Below are 16078 nucleotides of genomic sequence, written 5' to 3' on the forward strand. Positions count from 1 at the left end.
CGCATGTATAAAGTACTGCTTGTGGAGGATGAAACGGTGATTCGTCAGGGGTTACGAGAGTTGATTGTACAGGCATCCCCTCAGTTTCAGGTGGTGGGGGAAGCGGCAAGCGGAGCCGAGGCATTGGAGGTACTGCGCTGTGAAGTGCCGGATGTACTAATCACGGATATCCGTATGCGCGAGATGGATGGATTGACGCTGGTTTCATTAGCGAGAGAGATGTACCCTGATCTGCTGATGCTTATCATCAGCGGGTACGGGGAGTTCGAATATGCACGCAGGGCGATGGAACACGGGGTATTAAGTTATCTTTTGAAGCCAATCGAACGTCATGAACTGGTGAAATGTCTGCAAAAAATACAATCGCTGCTGGACCGTAGGTATGGTCTCTCCACACTTCCCATCCCCGAAACCTCTGGCGCAGCCAACCCGGAACACGGGGAACCTCGCAAAATTATTCGTAGCGTGAAAGAGCATATCCACCAGCATCCCGATGGTGATCTGCGGCTCCAGACGGTTGCTTCACTGGTCAATCTGAACCCGACGTATCTGAGCCAATTATTCAAAACCGAGACGGGCATCAACTATTCGGAATATATCGCGGAGGCTCGAATGGAACGTGCCAAGTGGCTGCTGGCCAACACCGGACTCAAAATCTATGACGTTGCCCGGTTATCTGGATATCAGAGTCCGAAACATTTTATGTTGGTTTTTAAACAGCAGATGGGGTGTACGGCAGGGGAGTACCGTGACGGATATGGTGTACAGCGTGGGGAGTAGTAAGAAACAGAGAGTAAAGGCAAGGGATTAGCACTAGTACAATGCCTCTTGGTTTAGAAGAGTTTGGACGAGCGAAGTATAGAGAGCATTTAGGCGAGTACTGTATGAGGGCAGGGACAGAGCCACGAGTAAATCTCTTTAAAAAACGTACCATTTCTGCAACTGACGTGATTTAGGAGCAAGCAGCGCTTTCGATATACTGGGGTGGCACAGGAATACCATAACGTCCATAAGGGGGATTTCCATGAAAAAGGCAGGACTGATGCTGATTCTCGCGCTTATGATCACAGCTCTAATCGGGTGTACTAGCACCAATATGGGCGGGGGTTCTAACGCCTCTGGTGGAGAGAACGACAAGGTAGAGCTGAAGTTCATGATGTGGGGCAATCAGGCACACATTGATGTGTACAACAAGCTGATCGATGGCTTTACCAAAGAGAATCCGGGCATTAAGGTAACGATGGAATCGGTACCCTTTGCCGACTATCAGCAGAAAATATCGGTGCTTGCCGCTGGCGGATCGCTTCCTGATCTGGCCTGGGTATCGGAACGCATGATACCACAATTCAAGTCCAATCACATCCTGGCCGACGTGTCGGCGTTCAAGGATGATGCACAATTCAAGCTGGACGATTACATTCCCAGCACGCTGGATCTCTTCCGTGAGGGAGATCAACTGTTAGGCTTGCCGTTTTCCACACCGCCTGTGGTGATGTTTTATAATCAGACGCTGTTTGACAAGGCTGGGCTGACCGATCCGAATACGCTGGCTGCCAAAGGCGAGTGGACGTGGGAGCAGTTCGAGGCTTCTGCCAAAGCGATAACCAGCAAGGATGCGGCGAATCGCATCTATGGGGCTAACTTTTTTCGGGACTGGAAGACCTGGGCCGTGCTTTCTTCATACTCCTGGTCTAACGGAAGCGGGCCGTTCAATGAAGATATGACAGCGTTTACCTGGAATGATCCGTACGGTGTACAGACCTTCGCCATGCTGGAGCGCATGATGTTTACCGACGAATCCCACCCGAAAGCGGGGGAGCAGGTGAGCTTTGATGCAGGAAATGTGGGCATGTTCTTCGATAACTACAGTTATGTGTCCAAAGCAAGGGAGATCAAGGATTTCAAATGGAGCATTGCGCCTATGCCGTCCGGTTCACAGGGCAGCGTACCGATGCTGGGGCAGGCGGGTTATGCCATGTTTAAGGATAGCAAGCACCCGGAGGAGACGAAGAAATTGCTGAAGTATTTTGCCAGTGAACAGGGAACGCAGGCAACCGCGACGTACTTTGTGCCTGCGCGTACGTCGGTGCTGAACTCCGACGCCTTCATCCAGCAGCCGAACAACCCAAGTAAAGAGCATATCGTGCAGGCGGTCATTGATGAAATGCCGAAAGCCCGTCTGATTCCGGGACATATCCGCTGGCAGGACATTGATAACGCGGTGCTGCAAGGGTTCGACCGGTTGTTCGCCCGTACAGCCTCGCCAGAGGATAATTTGAAACAAATGCAAACGGAAGTACAGCGCATACTACAGCCCTGAAAAGGCAGTGAAAGCAGTAAAGGCAGTGAAAGCAGTGACAAGTCATAGATGAAACGGGACATTGCCAGGACAAACCGACAACCAACCAAAACCAGCCAAAACCAACAACCGTAACAGGGGAGAACAAGCAGGACCTATTGGAGGGAAGAACAGATCGTGACAGGTCGTAACAGATCGTAAAAGGAAAATGAGGAGCGGCTCGAGCTTACAAAGCCGTCGCCGGATATGCAAAAGATACAGCTGCCGCAGAGGACGGAACAGATACAGAAGAAGAACAGACATAGGAGACGAAACAGGCACAGGAGGTGCAAGGTTATGCAGAATTCGCAGAAGGCTGGTCATCTCTGGGATAGAGAGGATATTTCAAAGACGGCGCGATTACAGACGATGCTGGGTGAAAAACCGCTGTCGCTCATCGTCAGTCTGCCCGGGAATGATCTCGCACTGGCTCGGGCGGCATTGGAGGAAGGCGCGGATGCCCTGAAGGTGCACTATAATGTGGGCCATCGCGCAAGCGGCAACCACTTTGGTTCGCTGGATGAATACACGGAGGTATTTCGAGCGATCCGCTCAGAGTTCGGAGGTCCGCTCGGCGTTGTGCCATCCGGCAGTATTGAAGGGACACGGAGAGAAGATGTGGAGCGACTGGCGGGTATGGGCTTTGACTTCTACTCGATCTATGCGCATCATCTGCCTTCTTTTATGCTGCAAGATCTTGGGCTGGAATCTACGTTTGCGATTAACAACGAGTATGATACGTCTCTGGTGGCATCTGCTGCACATTATGGTTTTACTGCACTGGAGGCTTCAATTGTACCCGGCAATGAATACGGCACCCCGCTGAGCTTCGCGGACGTGCTTCGTTATCGGCAGCTGGTCTTGCAGGCTGGAGTACCCGTACTTGTCCCTTCCCAGCGCAAGCTGGTGCCGGAGGATATTTCCGTGCTTCACCATAGCGGCATCAAGGCTATTATGCTCGGGGCCATGGTTACAGGCAAAACGGAGGATGAGCTGCGTAGAGCGGTGAGTAGCTTCCGCAATGCAATAGATCGTCTGACTGGGAGGGATGGCTCGTGAGCCGATCCAACAAGCGGAGACGCGGAGGGCCGCTCGCCAGGGAAGCGCAGATTGCTGGCTGGTTGTTTATTTCACCGGTGGTGCTGGGCTTTACTTTGCTGCTTCTGTTCCCAATGGGGCTTGCGTTTTATATGAGCCTGACGGATTGGCCGCTGCTTGGGGATCACCATTTTATCGGACTGGACAATTACCGGGATATTATGACGGACGCCATGTTTTGGGAAGTGCTCGGCAATACGATTTATTTTACGGCAGGTCTGGTGCCGCTGAATATCGTACTCGCTTTGGTGCTCGCCCTGCTGCTTTCCAAAAACATTCGAGGGATCGGCCTGTTCAGAACGGCCATTTTCGTTCCGGTAATGACGTCATTAATTGTATGGGCCATCGTGTGGAAGCTGATGTATGCAACAGAGTCGGGGTTAATCAATCAGCTGTTGTTGATGATCGGTATTAAGGGCCCTGCCTGGCTATACGATCCGAATCTGGCGATGCCTGCGGTCATTGTGACGAGTGTGCTGAAAAATGTGGGTCTGAACATGGTGCTGTTCATTGCAGCACTTCAGCAAGTCCCGCGTTCCCTGTACGAAGCGGCGACACTGGACGGCGCGGGCAGAAGGGCTTCTTTTTTCAACGTCACCCTGCCTATGATCACGCCGACCGTATTTCTGACCGTCGTGATGACCGTCATTGGGTCGCTCAAAGTATTTGGACAGATCTATGTCATGACCCAGGGCGGGCCGAGCAACAGCACGAAAGTTCTGGTCTACTACATCTGGGAAAAAGCATTTAAGCTGTTTCAGTTCGGCTATGCTTCGTCCCTTGCGTATGTGCTGTTCCTGATTGTGCTGATTCTGACGCTGCTGCAATGGCAGCTCCGAAAGAGGTGGGTGTTTGGTGAAGGCGATGCCTAGGTTGACAGGACGGAGGTTCGGTACTGCTGCAGGCACATATCTTGTGCTGACGGCAGTTTCGCTGATCATGATTGTTCCGTTGATTTGGATGATCTCGACATCTCTCAAGGAACCGCAGAGCATATTTACCTATCCGCCGCAGTGGATACCGGACACGTTGCAATTTCAGAATTATATCGATGTGTTTCGATTGATTCCGTTTCACCGTTTTTACGGGAACAGTGTGTACATCTCTGCGTTGGTGGTGCTTGGCACGGTGTTTTTTGCTTCGCTTGCGGGTTATGCCTTTGCCAAGATTCCGTTTAAGGGACGGAATGTGGTCTTCCTCATTTTGCTGAGCGCGATGATGATCCCACATGAGGTGACGGCCATTCCGATGTTTCTGTTTATGCGGCAGCTGGGGTGGATTGATACGCATCTTCCGCTAATTTTACTGCCGATCTTTGGCGCGGGTGGTGTGTTTGGCATCTTTGTGATGCGGCAGTTTTTTATTACGGTGCCCACCGAGCTGGAGGAAGCAGCGATGATTGATGGTTGTAGCCGTTTTCGGATCTATTGGCAGATTATGCTTCCCCTTGCCAAGCCGGGTATGGCAACGCTGACTATTTTTACATTTGTGACGAGCTGGAATGAGTTCTTTGATCCGTTGATTTTTATCAATTCGAGAGAGCTGATGACGTTACCGCTGGGATTGTCCCTGTTCACGGATGAGGTGGGCACAGCCTGGCAGTATTTGATGAGTGCAACCGTGATGGCGACGGTGCCGCTATTGATCGTCTTTTTCCTGGCGCAGCGGCGTTTCATTGAGGGTGTGGCGATGACGGGATTGAAGGAGTAGTTAGAATCGGAAGGGGGAAGGTGACTTATGGGTGAACGGCAGTATGTGAAAAGAGAAACGGCGGATGTTGTCATTGTCGGAGGCGGTCCCGCAGGAATAGCGGCGGCGATTGCAGCAGGGCGGCAGGGTGTTCGCGTGGTGTTGGTGGAACGCTACGGATTTGTTGGCGGGATGTCAACGGCTGCTATGGTCTATCCGTGGATGACGTTTCATACCGAGCAGGGCGAGCAAGTTATTCGGGGGATTGCACAGGAGATTGTAGATCGCTTGCAGGCGCGGGGCGGTTCCCCCGGGCATCTGCGTGATACGGTTGGTTTTGTGCATAGCGTGACACCGTATGATTCGGCTGTTTATCAGGTGGTTGCCGCAGAAATGTTGAAGGAGGCGGGAGTTCGGCTGTTGCTGCACAGTTTCGTAGATGGTGTTACTGCGGTGGATGACCGAGTAGAGGCGGTGCGAGTTACGAACAAATCCGGTCAGCTGGAGCTTCAGGCGAACGTATTTGTCGATGCGAGCGGTGATGCAGATGTGGCTTATCTGGCTGGTGCTGCTATAGCGAAGGGACGGGAGGAAGACAGCCAGTCTCAGCCCATGACAATGAAATTTCGTATGCGCGGCGTAGACCTTGGGCGTGTGAAGCAGTATATGCAGGAGCATCCGGAGGATTTTTATGAGAAAACCCCCTTTGCCGAGTTGGACAAGATTCCGTTAACGGGCGTGAGTGGTTTTTACTCCCACTGGAAGAAAGCGGCGGTACCTGTGCAACGTGACCAGGTGTTGTTTTTTACCGGACCAGCAGAAGATGAAGTGTTGATTAACTGTACCCGGGTGCAGGGGCTTGATGCCACCAATGCTGTGGATTTAACCGAAGCTGAACAGGAAGGGCGGAAGCAGGTTCTGATGATCGCCGAGTTTCTGCGGAATGATGTTCCGGGCTTCGAACGAGCTTCGATCTCCGCTGTCGCACCACAAATCGGTATTCGTGAATCCAGACGTGTCATTGGACATTATGCGCTGACTCAGGAGGATGTAGTAGCAGGGCGGAAGTTTGGCGATGTGGTCGCCAGAAGCGGTTATCCTATCGATATTCACGATCCCTCCGGACAAGGCGTGACTGCCGCTTTTATTCGAGGTGACGGTGCATATGATATTCCCTATCGTTGTCTCATCTCGCTTAATATGAGTAATCTGCTGGCTGCCGGGCGCTGTATCTCCACGACACATGAGGCTCATGCCACAACCAGGCTGACCCCAAGCTGTATGGCAACCGGAGAGGCTGCGGGCACAGCGGCGGCTATGGCAGTGAAGCTGAAACTTGTGCCTGCGAAGCTGCCTGTATCACTGTTGCAGACGGAACTAAGATGTAATGGTGCTGCTATCTAATGAAAGAGAGTGGTGCACCCAAATGGTTGCGATTTAAGCGAAGAGTGAGGATGGAAAGAGTGACGTTGGAGTGAAGGTAAGGGTATAGGGTTCTTTATAGAATGCACGAGGTAAGACATACGAGGGAGAGTTATTTGAAGAGCAGGCAAAGAAGATGAGCGCAGGTAGAAAACATGTAGAAGTATAGGTAGGTACCATCAGAAGATAGGTTGGAATAAGAATGAGCAGGGGTGGAGAAGCTGCGAGAACGTCTTAAGTTCGTTGGAAGCGAAGACGGATTCGTAAGTAACACGGCTTAGAATGTGTGGGGCTGCGAACCTTTGAAGCTGTTCTACTCTCCTATAACATTGGTGAAGGTGGAATAACTCGGGAAAAAGGGCCGAAGTTAGCGTAACCGCACAGTGGTGAAATTCTAACGATCACCAGAAGCCTTATTTGGACAAAAAAGTAGATAAAAAATTTCTAACGATCCCCAGTGACGCTATTTTGCTGAAATTGCTCCAAATGGCGTGGAAAATGGCCGGAATCAGCAAAATAAGCTTCCTACGGATCGTTAGAATTTAAAATGCTTCGAAAATGGCTAAATAAGCTCATCTGAGATCGTTAGAATTCAAAAGCTCCGATCCCGAGAATTAGGTGTAACCGGAGCTTTTGAACTTCGAACCATTGCCACAAGCGACTGAAATAAAACAACGGTTATCCTCCCTAGTTCATTCGTGCCTCAAGTCTTCTCGCGACGATGGAGAGAGAGTAGTTGATGATGAAATACAGCACGGCTGCCAGCAGTAGCGCGGGGATAATGTAATCAAAGCTCTGACCGCCGAGAATCTGCACATTGCGCATCAGCTCTGGCAGGGAGATGATGATCGCCAGTGACGTATCCTTCAATAGGGAGATGAACTGGCTGACCATGGGCGGAGACATACGGCGCAGAGCCTGTGGCATAATGATGCCGCTGAGTGTCTGCATGTAGCTTAGGCCGGACGAGCGTGCTGCTTCCACCTGACCACGTTCCACAGATTTAAGACCGCTTCGTACGATTTCTGCAATCATGGCACCTTCAAACAAACTCAGTCCCACTACGGTTGACCAGAAGGCGGGCAATTTAATACCAAGCTGAGGCAGTACGATATGGATAAAAAAGATAATGAGCAGCAGCGGCAGGTTACGAATGGTATCTACGATGACCGCCACAATCTGGGAGAGGACGGGAATCCGTGTGAATCGTATCGTACCGAGCAGCGTACCCAGTATAAAGCTGAACACAATGGATAAGCCCGCGACTTGCAGGGTCACCCAAAATCCTTGCAGCAGAAAACGAAGGTTAGGCCATTCATAGGCCCCGCTAAAGTCCATACATCCGATGCCTCCTTCGGTGAGCGATATATGTTTCATCTGTGTAATACATAAGCCGAGTGCTATGATCTGCCCTACATCGTAACCTGCCCGGCAGGTTTATTTTTCTTCGGTTTGCCTTTGGGTTTGCGTGCCTCCGCATCACTCTGTCCAAATCTGCGTTCCATATAATGCACCAGGAAGCTGAGCGGTAAGGTCAGCGTCAGATAGAATAGGGCAACAATGGTGTATACACTTAGCGGCTGGAACGTATCCGAGTTCACGATGTCAGCAAAATACATCAAGTCCATGCCGGCCACCACCGCCAGAATGGAAGAGTTTTTGACCAGATTAATAAATTGGTTGCCAATAGAGGGTAGAACAATTTTGATCGCTTGTGGCAGAATGATCAAGTTCATGGCCTGTACATAAGACAGCCCGGAGGATCGAGCAGCCTCCAGCTGTCCGCGAGGTACAGTTTGAATGCCTGCCCGAATCGCTTCTGCAATGAACACAGCCGTGTAGATCGTCAGTCCCAGTGTGCCTGCAACAAATCCATCCAGAGAGATGCCCAGCGCAGGTAGTCCAAGATAGAAAAAGAACACGACCAGCAGCAGTGGAATGTTACGGATAAACTCAACAAAAGCGGCACCGAACCAGTTCAACGGCTTGATCGGAGAGATCCGAAAAATCGCCAGAATGGCCCCCAGCACAAAGCTGCCAATCAGGGCCATAACGCTCACTTGAACCGTATTCAGAAATCCTTCCATAAACCGGCCCGAGTGCCTGAACAGTACGCCAAAATCCAATGTGCCCATAACAAGAGCCCCCGTTCTCCAGGTGTGAAAATAAAACAACAGCGCATCTGCTACATGCGAACCTCGCATGCGGCAGATGCTTGAAGTGCATAGTTGCGTGTAACTTCTTCGGTTCATCGAGGCCTATAACATTCCTCGCAATAAGTCTGAACACCCTACGTCTTCAACAGATGTGTACTACACGTTACTCAGGCTTACTGCCTAGCCACTTCTCATGCAGTGTGTCATACTCACCGCTATCCTTCAGTTCTTTCAGCACCTTGTTCACTTCTTCTACAAAAGCGGAATCACCTTTACGGATCGCCATACCATAAGGCTCGCTTGTGAAATTACCGCCAACCAGCTTGTAGTTGTTGTCCGTCTGTTGCATGCCGATAAGAATGATATTGTCGGTCGTCAGCGCTTCACCTTTGCCAGCTTTTAGCGCGGTAAATGCATCCTGGTAATTATCAAATTCCAGCACTTCGGCTTTAGGTGCCTTCTCGCGAATGTTCTGGGCAGACGTGGAACCCTTCACGGCAAGCACCTTCACGCCATCCAGGCTCTCCAGTCCGGTGATGGCACTGTCGTTTTTCACCAGCAAGGACTGTCCTGCCTCGAAGTACACATCACTGAAATCCACTTGCTCTTTCCGCTCATCCGTGATGGTCATTGTGGCAATAATGATGTCGATATCTCCGTTCTGCAGCATCGGAATCCGTGTTTTGGAGGTCACTTCTTTCAGCTCAACCTTGGTTTCATCTCCTAAAATCTGCTTGGCTAGCGCCTTGGCTATATCGATATCAAAGCCTTCCACATCGCCGCTTGCCGGGTCTTTGAGTCCAAATAGTTTCGTATCGTACTTCACACCAGCAAGCAGCTTGCCGCGCTCCTTAATCCGCTCGATCGTTCCTTTCGCTTCCGCATCGCCCCCGCCGCTCGTTGCGGGCGTATCTGTACCCGTGTTACAGCCAGACAATATAAGCGATAGCATAAGCACCAACATTAACGTTAAAGACGGGAACTTCATTTTGTTTTTCATTAATTTAAGACCCCTTTCAAAATGTGGAGTGCGCGTAAATGATTGAACTATTTTTCCCTTTGGAAAGAGAATTCAAAAAATCTGGGGATAACCGCTACTCTCCAGGTTATTCTGACATTGGAGTGGACTGTGTAAAATCTTTAGTTCAACTTATATAGTTATGCTTTTGGTGAAAGTAGAGAGTTATGGGCTAATGATGGATCAGGCGGCTAAGGAACTGTTGTGCTCGTTCTTCTCGGGGGTTGTCAAAAAAGGATGTTGCGGGCGCCTCTTCTATGATTCGGCCCTCATCCATGAAAATCACACGGTCTGCCACCTCGCGGGCAAAGCCCATCTCATGGGTAACAACAACCATCGTCATGCCGTTGTGGGCGAGGGAGCGCATTACATCAAGGACTTCTCCGATCATCTCGGGATCCAGGGCAGAGGTAGGTTCGTCAAAAAGCATAATCTTGGGTTCCATCGCAAGTCCTCTCGCAATGGCTACACGCTGCTGCTGTCCACCGGACAACTGGGAAGGGTAACTGTCTGCTTTATCAGCAATGCCAACCCGTTCCAGATATTTCATAGCTGTTGCTGCTGCCTGAGCTTTGGGTTGTTTGCGCACCTTAATGGGTGCGAGGGTAATGTTATCGATGACTTTTTTGTGGGGATACAGATTGAAGTGTTGAAATACCATGCCGATGTCGCGGCGGACAAGGTTGATGTCCACCTTTTTCTGATGCAGGGGAATGCCGCTGACAACGAGTTCGCCCTCACTAATCGTCTCCAGACGGTTAATACAGCGGAGCAGTGTGCTTTTGCCAGAGCCTGAGGGCCCGACAATAACAACGACTTCTCCTTCTTCGATGCGAAGATGAATATCCTTGAGGACATGGAAATGACCGAAATGCTTTTGCACACTTTTAAATTCAATCAAGAACACACACCCTTTCTGCGATAGAAAATAAAAGGAATAAAAAGGTATTATTGCAAAGTAGTTATTTAATCATACATAGACATCCTCCTAATAGCAATTAGTCTGTAATAAAACATGACATAAGTAATAGGGTGTATAGGGCTATAGACCAAAATTACGTTATATATATGTTAGATAGATAAAATTCTTGTGACGAATGCTGACAAAAAAATGAATCGATACTCCTAGTTTATTTACAATGACTGGAATTGATGTATATTGTAAACTGGAATTGATGTACTTTTTTCATGAACAGGATAGAAAACGAAATAACAAATAACATCAAGTTCACCCTGTACCTGGCAAAAAAGCTCAACCCGTCCCTATCGTGCCGTTGATATGATGAAATGAGAGAACTACAGTAGAGAGAGGATGACTTCATACCATGAATATATACCGCTCCCCGATGTCAGCAGGGTCAGACCGTGCAGCTGATCTTGAAGCTTACGAAGTAGAACTGCCCGTTATCCCTGGAAATGACTTTCATATTACGGAGTATGGTGCCGTTGGAGACGGTATTACAGATAACACAGAGGCCTTCCGACTGGTTATTGCTGCTTGTGCAGACGCGGGTGGAGGCAAGATCATCATCCCCGCTGGGGTGTGGCTCACGGGACCTATTGTGCTTCGTAGTCAGATCGAACTGCATGTGCAAGCCGGGGCGCTGGTAACCTTCAGTAAGGATTTTGACATGTATCCGCTCATCGCATCCACCTTTGAGGGCTGGCAGGTCGTACGCTGTCAGTCTCCAATTGATGCAGACGGTCTTGAAGATATTGCGATTACGGGGGAAGGGATCTGGGATGGGGGTGGTGAAGCCTGGCGTCCGGTTAAACGTTCCAAGATGACAGCCACCCAGTGGGAACGATTGCTTGCCACAGGTGGTGTTGTGGAAACGTCCGGCTCGGAGGAACAGATCTGGTGGCCTTCCCAATCTGCGATGGATGGCGGGGCAATTGCCGAGAAGCTATACCTGGAAAAGGTAACTGATATCCATGCACATGAAGATATCCGTGATTTCCTGCGACCGAACATGGTCAGCTTACGCCAGTGCAGACGGGTTCTGCTGGAGGGGCCTACATTCCAGAACTCACCGGCCTGGAACCTGCACCCTTGGGCATGTGAACATGTGACCATTCGTAAGGTAAACGTACGTAACCCGTGGTTCTCCCAGAACGGAGATGGACTGGATATTGAATCCTGTCGCCATGTTCTGGTGGAACAGAGCATATTTGATGTGGGTGACGATGCAATCTGCATGAAATCAGGCAAAGATGCCGAGGGACGCGAACTGGGGCTGCCATCGGAGTACGTCACGATTCGGGATTGCAAGGTATACCATGGTCATGGCGGTTTTGTTATCGGAAGTGAGATGTCCGGCGGTGTACGGCATGTACGGGTAACAGATTGTACGTTTATCGGTACGGATATCGGTCTGCGTTTCAAGAGTGCACGCGGACGCGGCGGTGTCGTAGAAGATATTCAGATTGAGCGTATCTATATGAAGGATATCATTATGGAAGCCATTTCGTTTTCCTTTTTCTATGCCAATCAGGAGGGATCTGCCCGAGGTGGGGATCTGGCCAAAGAGGTCAGCGAAGAGACACCGATCTTCCGGGATATTCGCATCTCGGATGTGGTCTGCGCGGGTGCCGATAGCGCACTGTTTGTCAGTGGTCTGCCGGAGATGCCTTTGGACAGTGTAAGTATTGAACGTTACAGCGTAGAAGCTCGTACAGGTGTCCAGTGTGCTCAGGCGAAACATTTGCAGATTACGGGGCTGCACGCACAGATTACCGAAGGTCCGCTAATTCATCTTCACAATTGCAAAGGCGCAGCGCTAGAGGACATTCATGGTGTGGGAGCGAATGGGAAGCTGCTGATGGTCACGGGGCATGAATCTGCAGGTATCGTCTGCCGGGAAAGCGATGCAGATACCGAGGGGCGCCAGATATCTGTCAGTCCCGAAGTCCGGAGTGGCGTCATTATTCGTAGATAAACAGTGGTTTATGGTCTTGGCGTAGCATTATTCCAGCAGCTTAAGCGGCAAGAGAAATAAGTAACCGAAGTAGGGCAGTCATATATCCAGTCGTCGTTGCTTTCGCCAGAGATAGAAAGCAACCATATTGGACTGGATCAGGGCTGCCCACTCGGTTTTGTATATAGCAAGTACAGGGCATAGTAGCATGCGGATTTCACCGATGCTCTTTGCGATAACGTAGCGGTGTTGTGCCTGTGACTTGTTTAAAGGTTTTGTTAAAATGAGCGGTATGCTCGAATCCTACCTTCTCTGCAATAAATTGAACACGTTCCTGGGTCGAAAGCAACCTTCTCTGTGCCTCGCGAACTCGAACGACACGTAAGTATTCGCTGAATCGAAACCCTGTAAGTCGGCTGAACATTCGGCTCAGGTAAGAGGGACTGATATAAAAACGGGCGGCTGCGCCTTCTAATGTGAGCGGTTCGGTATAGTTTTTATTTACATACGTTACAATCTCGCTGATCTTGTCCTGCATCGGGTGTAATGACCCTGGACTAGATTCCCGGATAACCTCCTGCGCCCGATGAATATGGATGAGAAGCTGGGCCAGCAGACTACGTACAGCGACCTCATAATGAGGGCGTCGCTCTTTGCATTCCTGTAACATCTGCCATAATATGCGTTCAACCTCAGGCTGATCTGACTCAGGGAGACGAAGCAGGCTAGAGCATTCGAAAGGCAGCAGACCACAGATGCCTAGCTCCATACCCGTGGCAAAAGCAGGTGAGAAACCAATGAGAATCCGTTCGAAGCCAGGCTTGCTTCCTTTGGAAGTCGTGTGCACATCATGCGGGTTGATGAGAACCAGGTCGCCTTTCCGTGCAGGCAGAATCTGTCCATTCATGGAGTATACACGTTCACCTTCGAGCAGGTAATATAATTCGTAAAAGGAATGAGCATGAGGCTGTGGCATTGCGCTTCCGTCATGTCTTCGCATATGTTCTATGGTAAAGGCATGATCCCCAATCCGATACTTCGGTCCAATCCGATCTTCAATGAGACTCATTATGCAACTCCTCTCTACTCTACTTCAGGCCTCGCGTTGATATCCATATCATAACGGAAAGTTGATATTTTTGTAAACGCTATCATTAAGAGTGAGATTGGTTTTGGGATAAATACGATATCATTGGTTGGAGATAAAAAATGACGGATACGGGTGAACTACTAGAAGATTGTCTATTGTAAAGGTGACAAAACGGAAATGTTGTTTTAGAGTAGGGAGAGCGAGGTAAGCTCTAGTTGGGAGCATCCCCGAATATGAGTTGGAAGGAAGGAAACAGGTTATGACAACACACGAATTATCACCGCTCGTAGCTGCGCTGGATATGCAGCCTCACGTTGAAGGTGGTTGGTATAAGGAAGTTTGGAAGGCATCGTATCAAATCCCGCAATCCGTTTTGCCGGATGCCTACTCGGGTCCGCGTTTCTCGGCGAGTTCAACGTATTTCCTGCTGCATGCTCATGAAGTTTCCGAATGGCACACGGTGCTTTCGGATGAGTTGTGGTTATGGCACAGCGGCAGTCCAATTGAACTGAAATTGGGTGGCAATGGCCAGAATCCGGAGAATGAGCAAGTCTTGATTCTCGGTATGGATATCGCTGCGGGACAATCTCCGCAGGTACTTGTTCCTGCAGGGGTATGGCAGACGGCACGTCCACTGGGCGATGAGCCGGTACTGGTCACTTGTGTCGTTGCACCGGGCTTCCACTTCGATGATTTCAAGCTGGTGTCCAAAGCGTAAACTTATGTTTAACAGTCTAAATTGGAATAACCGATCCAGATGCTTTAACATCTGAATCGGTTATTTTTTTGAGTACTCTTCTTTCTTGCTTTTATATCGCCGTGATGTTCATTGTGAATGTTCAGCAGGTTGCTGGCGAATACTGCTCACTTCGGGTTCTCGTTACTCATCCAGCTGTCCACATGAAATTCCTCATGATAATCGGGCTGCTGAGCAAGTTCTTTGAGCTTATTTTCCGCTTCTTCCGCAGTGCTGTAATCACCAATGACTCCAGTGAATTCACCAGTGGATGTTTTGAGGAAGGAGATATCTTCATCCGGATAAGTTTCTTTTAATATACCCATCGATTCTCCAAAAGGCATTGGTTCTGTACGGAGTGAGAACACCTTTCGAGGTGTGACCGGTTTACCGTCAGAGGTCAGTTTCACTTCCAAATATCCAGGGTTCTTGAATTCCGTGACGGAATACTGTACGCCTTCTTTTAAAACAACAACGAATCCGACGGAGGAGTCGTCTAGAATCATAGAACCATAAACATCTTTCACTAAAGACTGAGTCGTGAAGTTGGCTTTGACTTTCTCTATATCCATATAACGTGCACCGCTGAAGGTGAAAAGGATACGATTGGGTGCTGCTTTGTGTACTACCTTATAATAAGGTGCATCCGTTGTCTGATCTTGATCGTCGGTACTGAAATTAATTTTAAGCGTATTTTCCGTTGCCTCCGAACCCACGGTTACTCCATCGGTAATCTTACCGCCATCGCCGAATTGTAATACTTGAACAATCGTTCCGACCACGGGTATTTTGACCATAGCATTTGCAACGGTAGGAATGTTGACGATGAACAGAAAAGCTGCACATGCTGTTAGAGCAGAAGCATAGCGAATGAGGCGAGATGATTTCTTGCGAGCAGCCGCTTTTCGCTGGGCTTGACGAATAACATCTGTAAGTTGAGCTGGAATTTCAATATTTTCGTAATGTTCTCTACCTGTCATAGATCTCCAACCTCTCCTTCAATTAAATCCATTTTTAATTTATTGATAATCCGATAGAATCTTGACTTAACGGTATTCTCCGATAGTGAGAGCACTTCAGCGATCTCTCGAAAACGCATATTACCGAAGAACTTTAATATAATGTAGGCTCTATCTTCGGGAACGAGCCGATCCAGTGCATCATACAGGTCCATCTTCTCTTCCGTTGATGCCCCTCGTTCCGGAGCTGCGAACTCTTGTGCGTGATCTTCCATATAAGTCACTTGTTTGCTGCGCCGGATATGGTCGATGGAAGTGTTAATCACAATTCGGGACATCCAGGAATCGAAATAGGTCATGGAATCCATCTTGCCATAGGCAATATAACCTTTGTAGGTAGCTTCGGATACGATGTCCAGCGCTTCTTGTTCATTTTTCACATAGCAGTATGCCAGTCTGTATAATTTGTTTTGAATCGTTGTTATTTTTTCGCTGAACTGTTCTTCCTTTGTTTTTCTGCTGTTCAGTCTAATCAATCTTGTTCCCCCCTGATCAACCTAAATAATATTCAAGTCCTCGTGTATTCCAGGCCCGGATTTGTGTAGAGTGCTTGAGTTGTTTGATACCCGTTAGACTGATGAGCAGACGAAATAG

15 protein-coding genes are annotated in these 16078 nt (G+C 49.2%); 8 read left to right on the top strand and 7 right to left on the bottom strand.

Annotated features, from left to right (window positions below):
• The first annotated feature begins 3 nt into the window (after positions 1-3).
• The 6 genes from ACUTVW_RS15630 (at position 4) to ACUTVW_RS15655 (ending at position 6529) form a co-directional block, all read left to right on the top strand.
• On the top strand, positions 4-780 hold the full coding sequence (locus ACUTVW_RS15630) for a response regulator transcription factor (RefSeq protein ID WP_154959973.1): 777 nt from the start codon (positions 4-6) through the stop codon (positions 778-780).
• A 244-nt stretch (positions 781-1024) separates the two neighbouring features.
• The gene (locus tag ACUTVW_RS15635; protein WP_445646663.1) at positions 1025-2320 is read left to right on the top strand and encodes an ABC transporter substrate-binding protein; all 1296 of its coding nucleotides are present in this window, start codon (positions 1025-1027) and stop codon (positions 2318-2320) included.
• A 315-nt stretch (positions 2321-2635) separates the two neighbouring features.
• On the top strand, positions 2636-3397 hold the full coding sequence (locus tag ACUTVW_RS15640) for a hypothetical protein (protein WP_445646664.1): 762 nt from the start codon (positions 2636-2638) through the stop codon (positions 3395-3397).
• Positions 3394-4308 carry a carbohydrate ABC transporter permease gene (locus tag ACUTVW_RS15645; RefSeq protein ID WP_445646665.1) on the top strand — a complete coding sequence of 305 codons (915 nt, stop codon included), beginning with the start codon at positions 3394-3396 and terminating at the stop codon, positions 4306-4308. The genes ACUTVW_RS15640 and ACUTVW_RS15645 overlap by 4 nt, the downstream gene beginning before the upstream one ends.
• A complete protein-coding gene (locus tag ACUTVW_RS15650) occupies positions 4301-5146 on the top strand; it encodes a carbohydrate ABC transporter permease (protein WP_445646792.1) in 846 nt (281 codons plus the stop codon). Before ACUTVW_RS15645 ends, ACUTVW_RS15650 begins: the two co-directional genes overlap by 8 nt.
• Positions 5147-5173: 27 nt before the next feature.
• Positions 5174-6529: an FAD-dependent oxidoreductase gene (locus ACUTVW_RS15655; protein ID WP_445646666.1), complete on the top strand. Its 1356-nt coding sequence runs from the start codon at positions 5174-5176 to the stop codon at positions 6527-6529.
• A 705-nt stretch (positions 6530-7234) separates the two neighbouring features.
• Here ACUTVW_RS15655 and ACUTVW_RS15660 read toward each other — a convergent pair.
• The 4 genes from ACUTVW_RS15660 to ACUTVW_RS15675 all read right to left on the bottom strand — a co-directional run bounded on the left by ACUTVW_RS15660 (position 7235) and on the right by ACUTVW_RS15675 (position 10622).
• Positions 7235-7885: an amino acid ABC transporter permease gene (locus ACUTVW_RS15660; protein WP_445646667.1), complete on the bottom strand. Its 651-nt coding sequence runs from the start codon at positions 7883-7885 to the stop codon at positions 7235-7237.
• A gap of 74 nt (positions 7886-7959) precedes the next feature.
• Entirely contained in the window at positions 7960-8682 is a 723-nt protein-coding gene (locus tag ACUTVW_RS15665; protein WP_445646668.1) for an amino acid ABC transporter permease, read from the bottom strand.
• Between the two features lie 184 nt (positions 8683-8866).
• The gene (locus tag ACUTVW_RS15670) at positions 8867-9703 is read right to left on the bottom strand and encodes an ABC transporter substrate-binding protein (RefSeq protein WP_445646669.1); all 837 of its coding nucleotides are present in this window, start codon (positions 9701-9703) and stop codon (positions 8867-8869) included.
• A 190-nt stretch (positions 9704-9893) separates the two neighbouring features.
• A complete protein-coding gene (locus ACUTVW_RS15675; protein ID WP_445646670.1) occupies positions 9894-10622 on the bottom strand; it encodes an amino acid ABC transporter ATP-binding protein in 729 nt (242 codons plus the stop codon).
• 424 nt (positions 10623-11046) lie between these two features.
• Here ACUTVW_RS15675 and ACUTVW_RS15680 point away from each other — a divergent pair, with 424 nt between their 5' ends.
• Entirely contained in the window at positions 11047-12660 is a 1614-nt protein-coding gene (locus ACUTVW_RS15680; RefSeq protein ID WP_445646671.1) for a glycoside hydrolase family 28 protein, read from the top strand.
• 196 nt (positions 12661-12856) lie between these two features.
• On the opposite strand, the gene ACUTVW_RS15685 is transcribed toward ACUTVW_RS15680, so the two are convergent.
• Complete coding sequence (locus ACUTVW_RS15685) at positions 12857-13708, bottom strand: AraC family transcriptional regulator (RefSeq protein ID WP_445646672.1); 852 nt, start codon at positions 13706-13708, stop codon at positions 12857-12859.
• A 280-nt stretch (positions 13709-13988) separates the two neighbouring features.
• Here ACUTVW_RS15685 and ACUTVW_RS15690 point away from each other — a divergent pair, with 280 nt between their 5' ends.
• Positions 13989-14447, top strand: a complete 459-nt coding sequence (locus tag ACUTVW_RS15690; RefSeq protein ID WP_445646673.1) for a cupin domain-containing protein — start codon at positions 13989-13991, stop codon at positions 14445-14447.
• Positions 14448-14593: 146 nt separating this feature from the next.
• Here the strand turns inward: ACUTVW_RS15690 and ACUTVW_RS15695 are convergent, their stop codons facing one another.
• Both ACUTVW_RS15695 and ACUTVW_RS15700 read right to left on the bottom strand, forming a co-directional pair.
• On the bottom strand, positions 14594-15445 hold the full coding sequence (locus ACUTVW_RS15695; protein ID WP_445646674.1) for a DUF4179 domain-containing protein: 852 nt from the start codon (positions 15443-15445) through the stop codon (positions 14594-14596).
• A complete protein-coding gene (locus ACUTVW_RS15700) occupies positions 15442-15960 on the bottom strand; it encodes a sigma-70 family RNA polymerase sigma factor (protein ID WP_445646675.1) in 519 nt (172 codons plus the stop codon). Before ACUTVW_RS15700 ends, ACUTVW_RS15695 begins: the two co-directional genes overlap by 4 nt.
• Positions 15961-16078 lie beyond the last annotated feature (118 nt).

The organism is Paenibacillus sp. TSA_86.1 (assembly GCF_052691815.1).

What these genes read in the sequence shown, in the direction of transcription:
- ACUTVW_RS15655 (WP_445646666.1), top strand. Translation starts at nt 5,174, where the DNA reads ATGGGTGAACGGCAGTATGTGAAAAGAGAAACGGCGGATGTTGTCATT.
- ACUTVW_RS15660 (WP_445646667.1), bottom strand. Translation starts at nt 7,885, where the DNA reads ATGGACTTTAGCGGGGCCTATGAATGGCCTAACCTTCGTTTTCTGCTG.
- ACUTVW_RS15635 (WP_445646663.1), top strand. Translation starts at nt 1,025, where the DNA reads ATGAAAAAGGCAGGACTGATGCTGATTCTCGCGCTTATGATCACAGCT.
- ACUTVW_RS15685 (WP_445646672.1), bottom strand. Translation starts at nt 13,708, where the DNA reads ATGAGTCTCATTGAAGATCGGATTGGACCGAAGTATCGGATTGGGGAT.
- ACUTVW_RS15690 (WP_445646673.1), top strand. Translation starts at nt 13,989, where the DNA reads ATGACAACACACGAATTATCACCGCTCGTAGCTGCGCTGGATATGCAG.
- ACUTVW_RS15640 (WP_445646664.1), top strand. Translation starts at nt 2,636, where the DNA reads ATGCAGAATTCGCAGAAGGCTGGTCATCTCTGGGATAGAGAGGATATT.
- ACUTVW_RS15630 (WP_154959973.1), top strand. Translation starts at nt 4, where the DNA reads ATGTATAAAGTACTGCTTGTGGAGGATGAAACGGTGATTCGTCAGGGG.
- ACUTVW_RS15650 (WP_445646792.1), top strand. Translation starts at nt 4,301, where the DNA reads ATGCCTAGGTTGACAGGACGGAGGTTCGGTACTGCTGCAGGCACATAT.
- ACUTVW_RS15695 (WP_445646674.1), bottom strand. Translation starts at nt 15,445, where the DNA reads ATGACAGGTAGAGAACATTACGAAAATATTGAAATTCCAGCTCAACTT.
- ACUTVW_RS15680 (WP_445646671.1), top strand. Translation starts at nt 11,047, where the DNA reads ATGAATATATACCGCTCCCCGATGTCAGCAGGGTCAGACCGTGCAGCT.
- ACUTVW_RS15665 (WP_445646668.1), bottom strand. Translation starts at nt 8,682, where the DNA reads ATGGGCACATTGGATTTTGGCGTACTGTTCAGGCACTCGGGCCGGTTT.
- ACUTVW_RS15670 (WP_445646669.1), bottom strand. Translation starts at nt 9,703, where the DNA reads ATGAAAAACAAAATGAAGTTCCCGTCTTTAACGTTAATGTTGGTGCTT.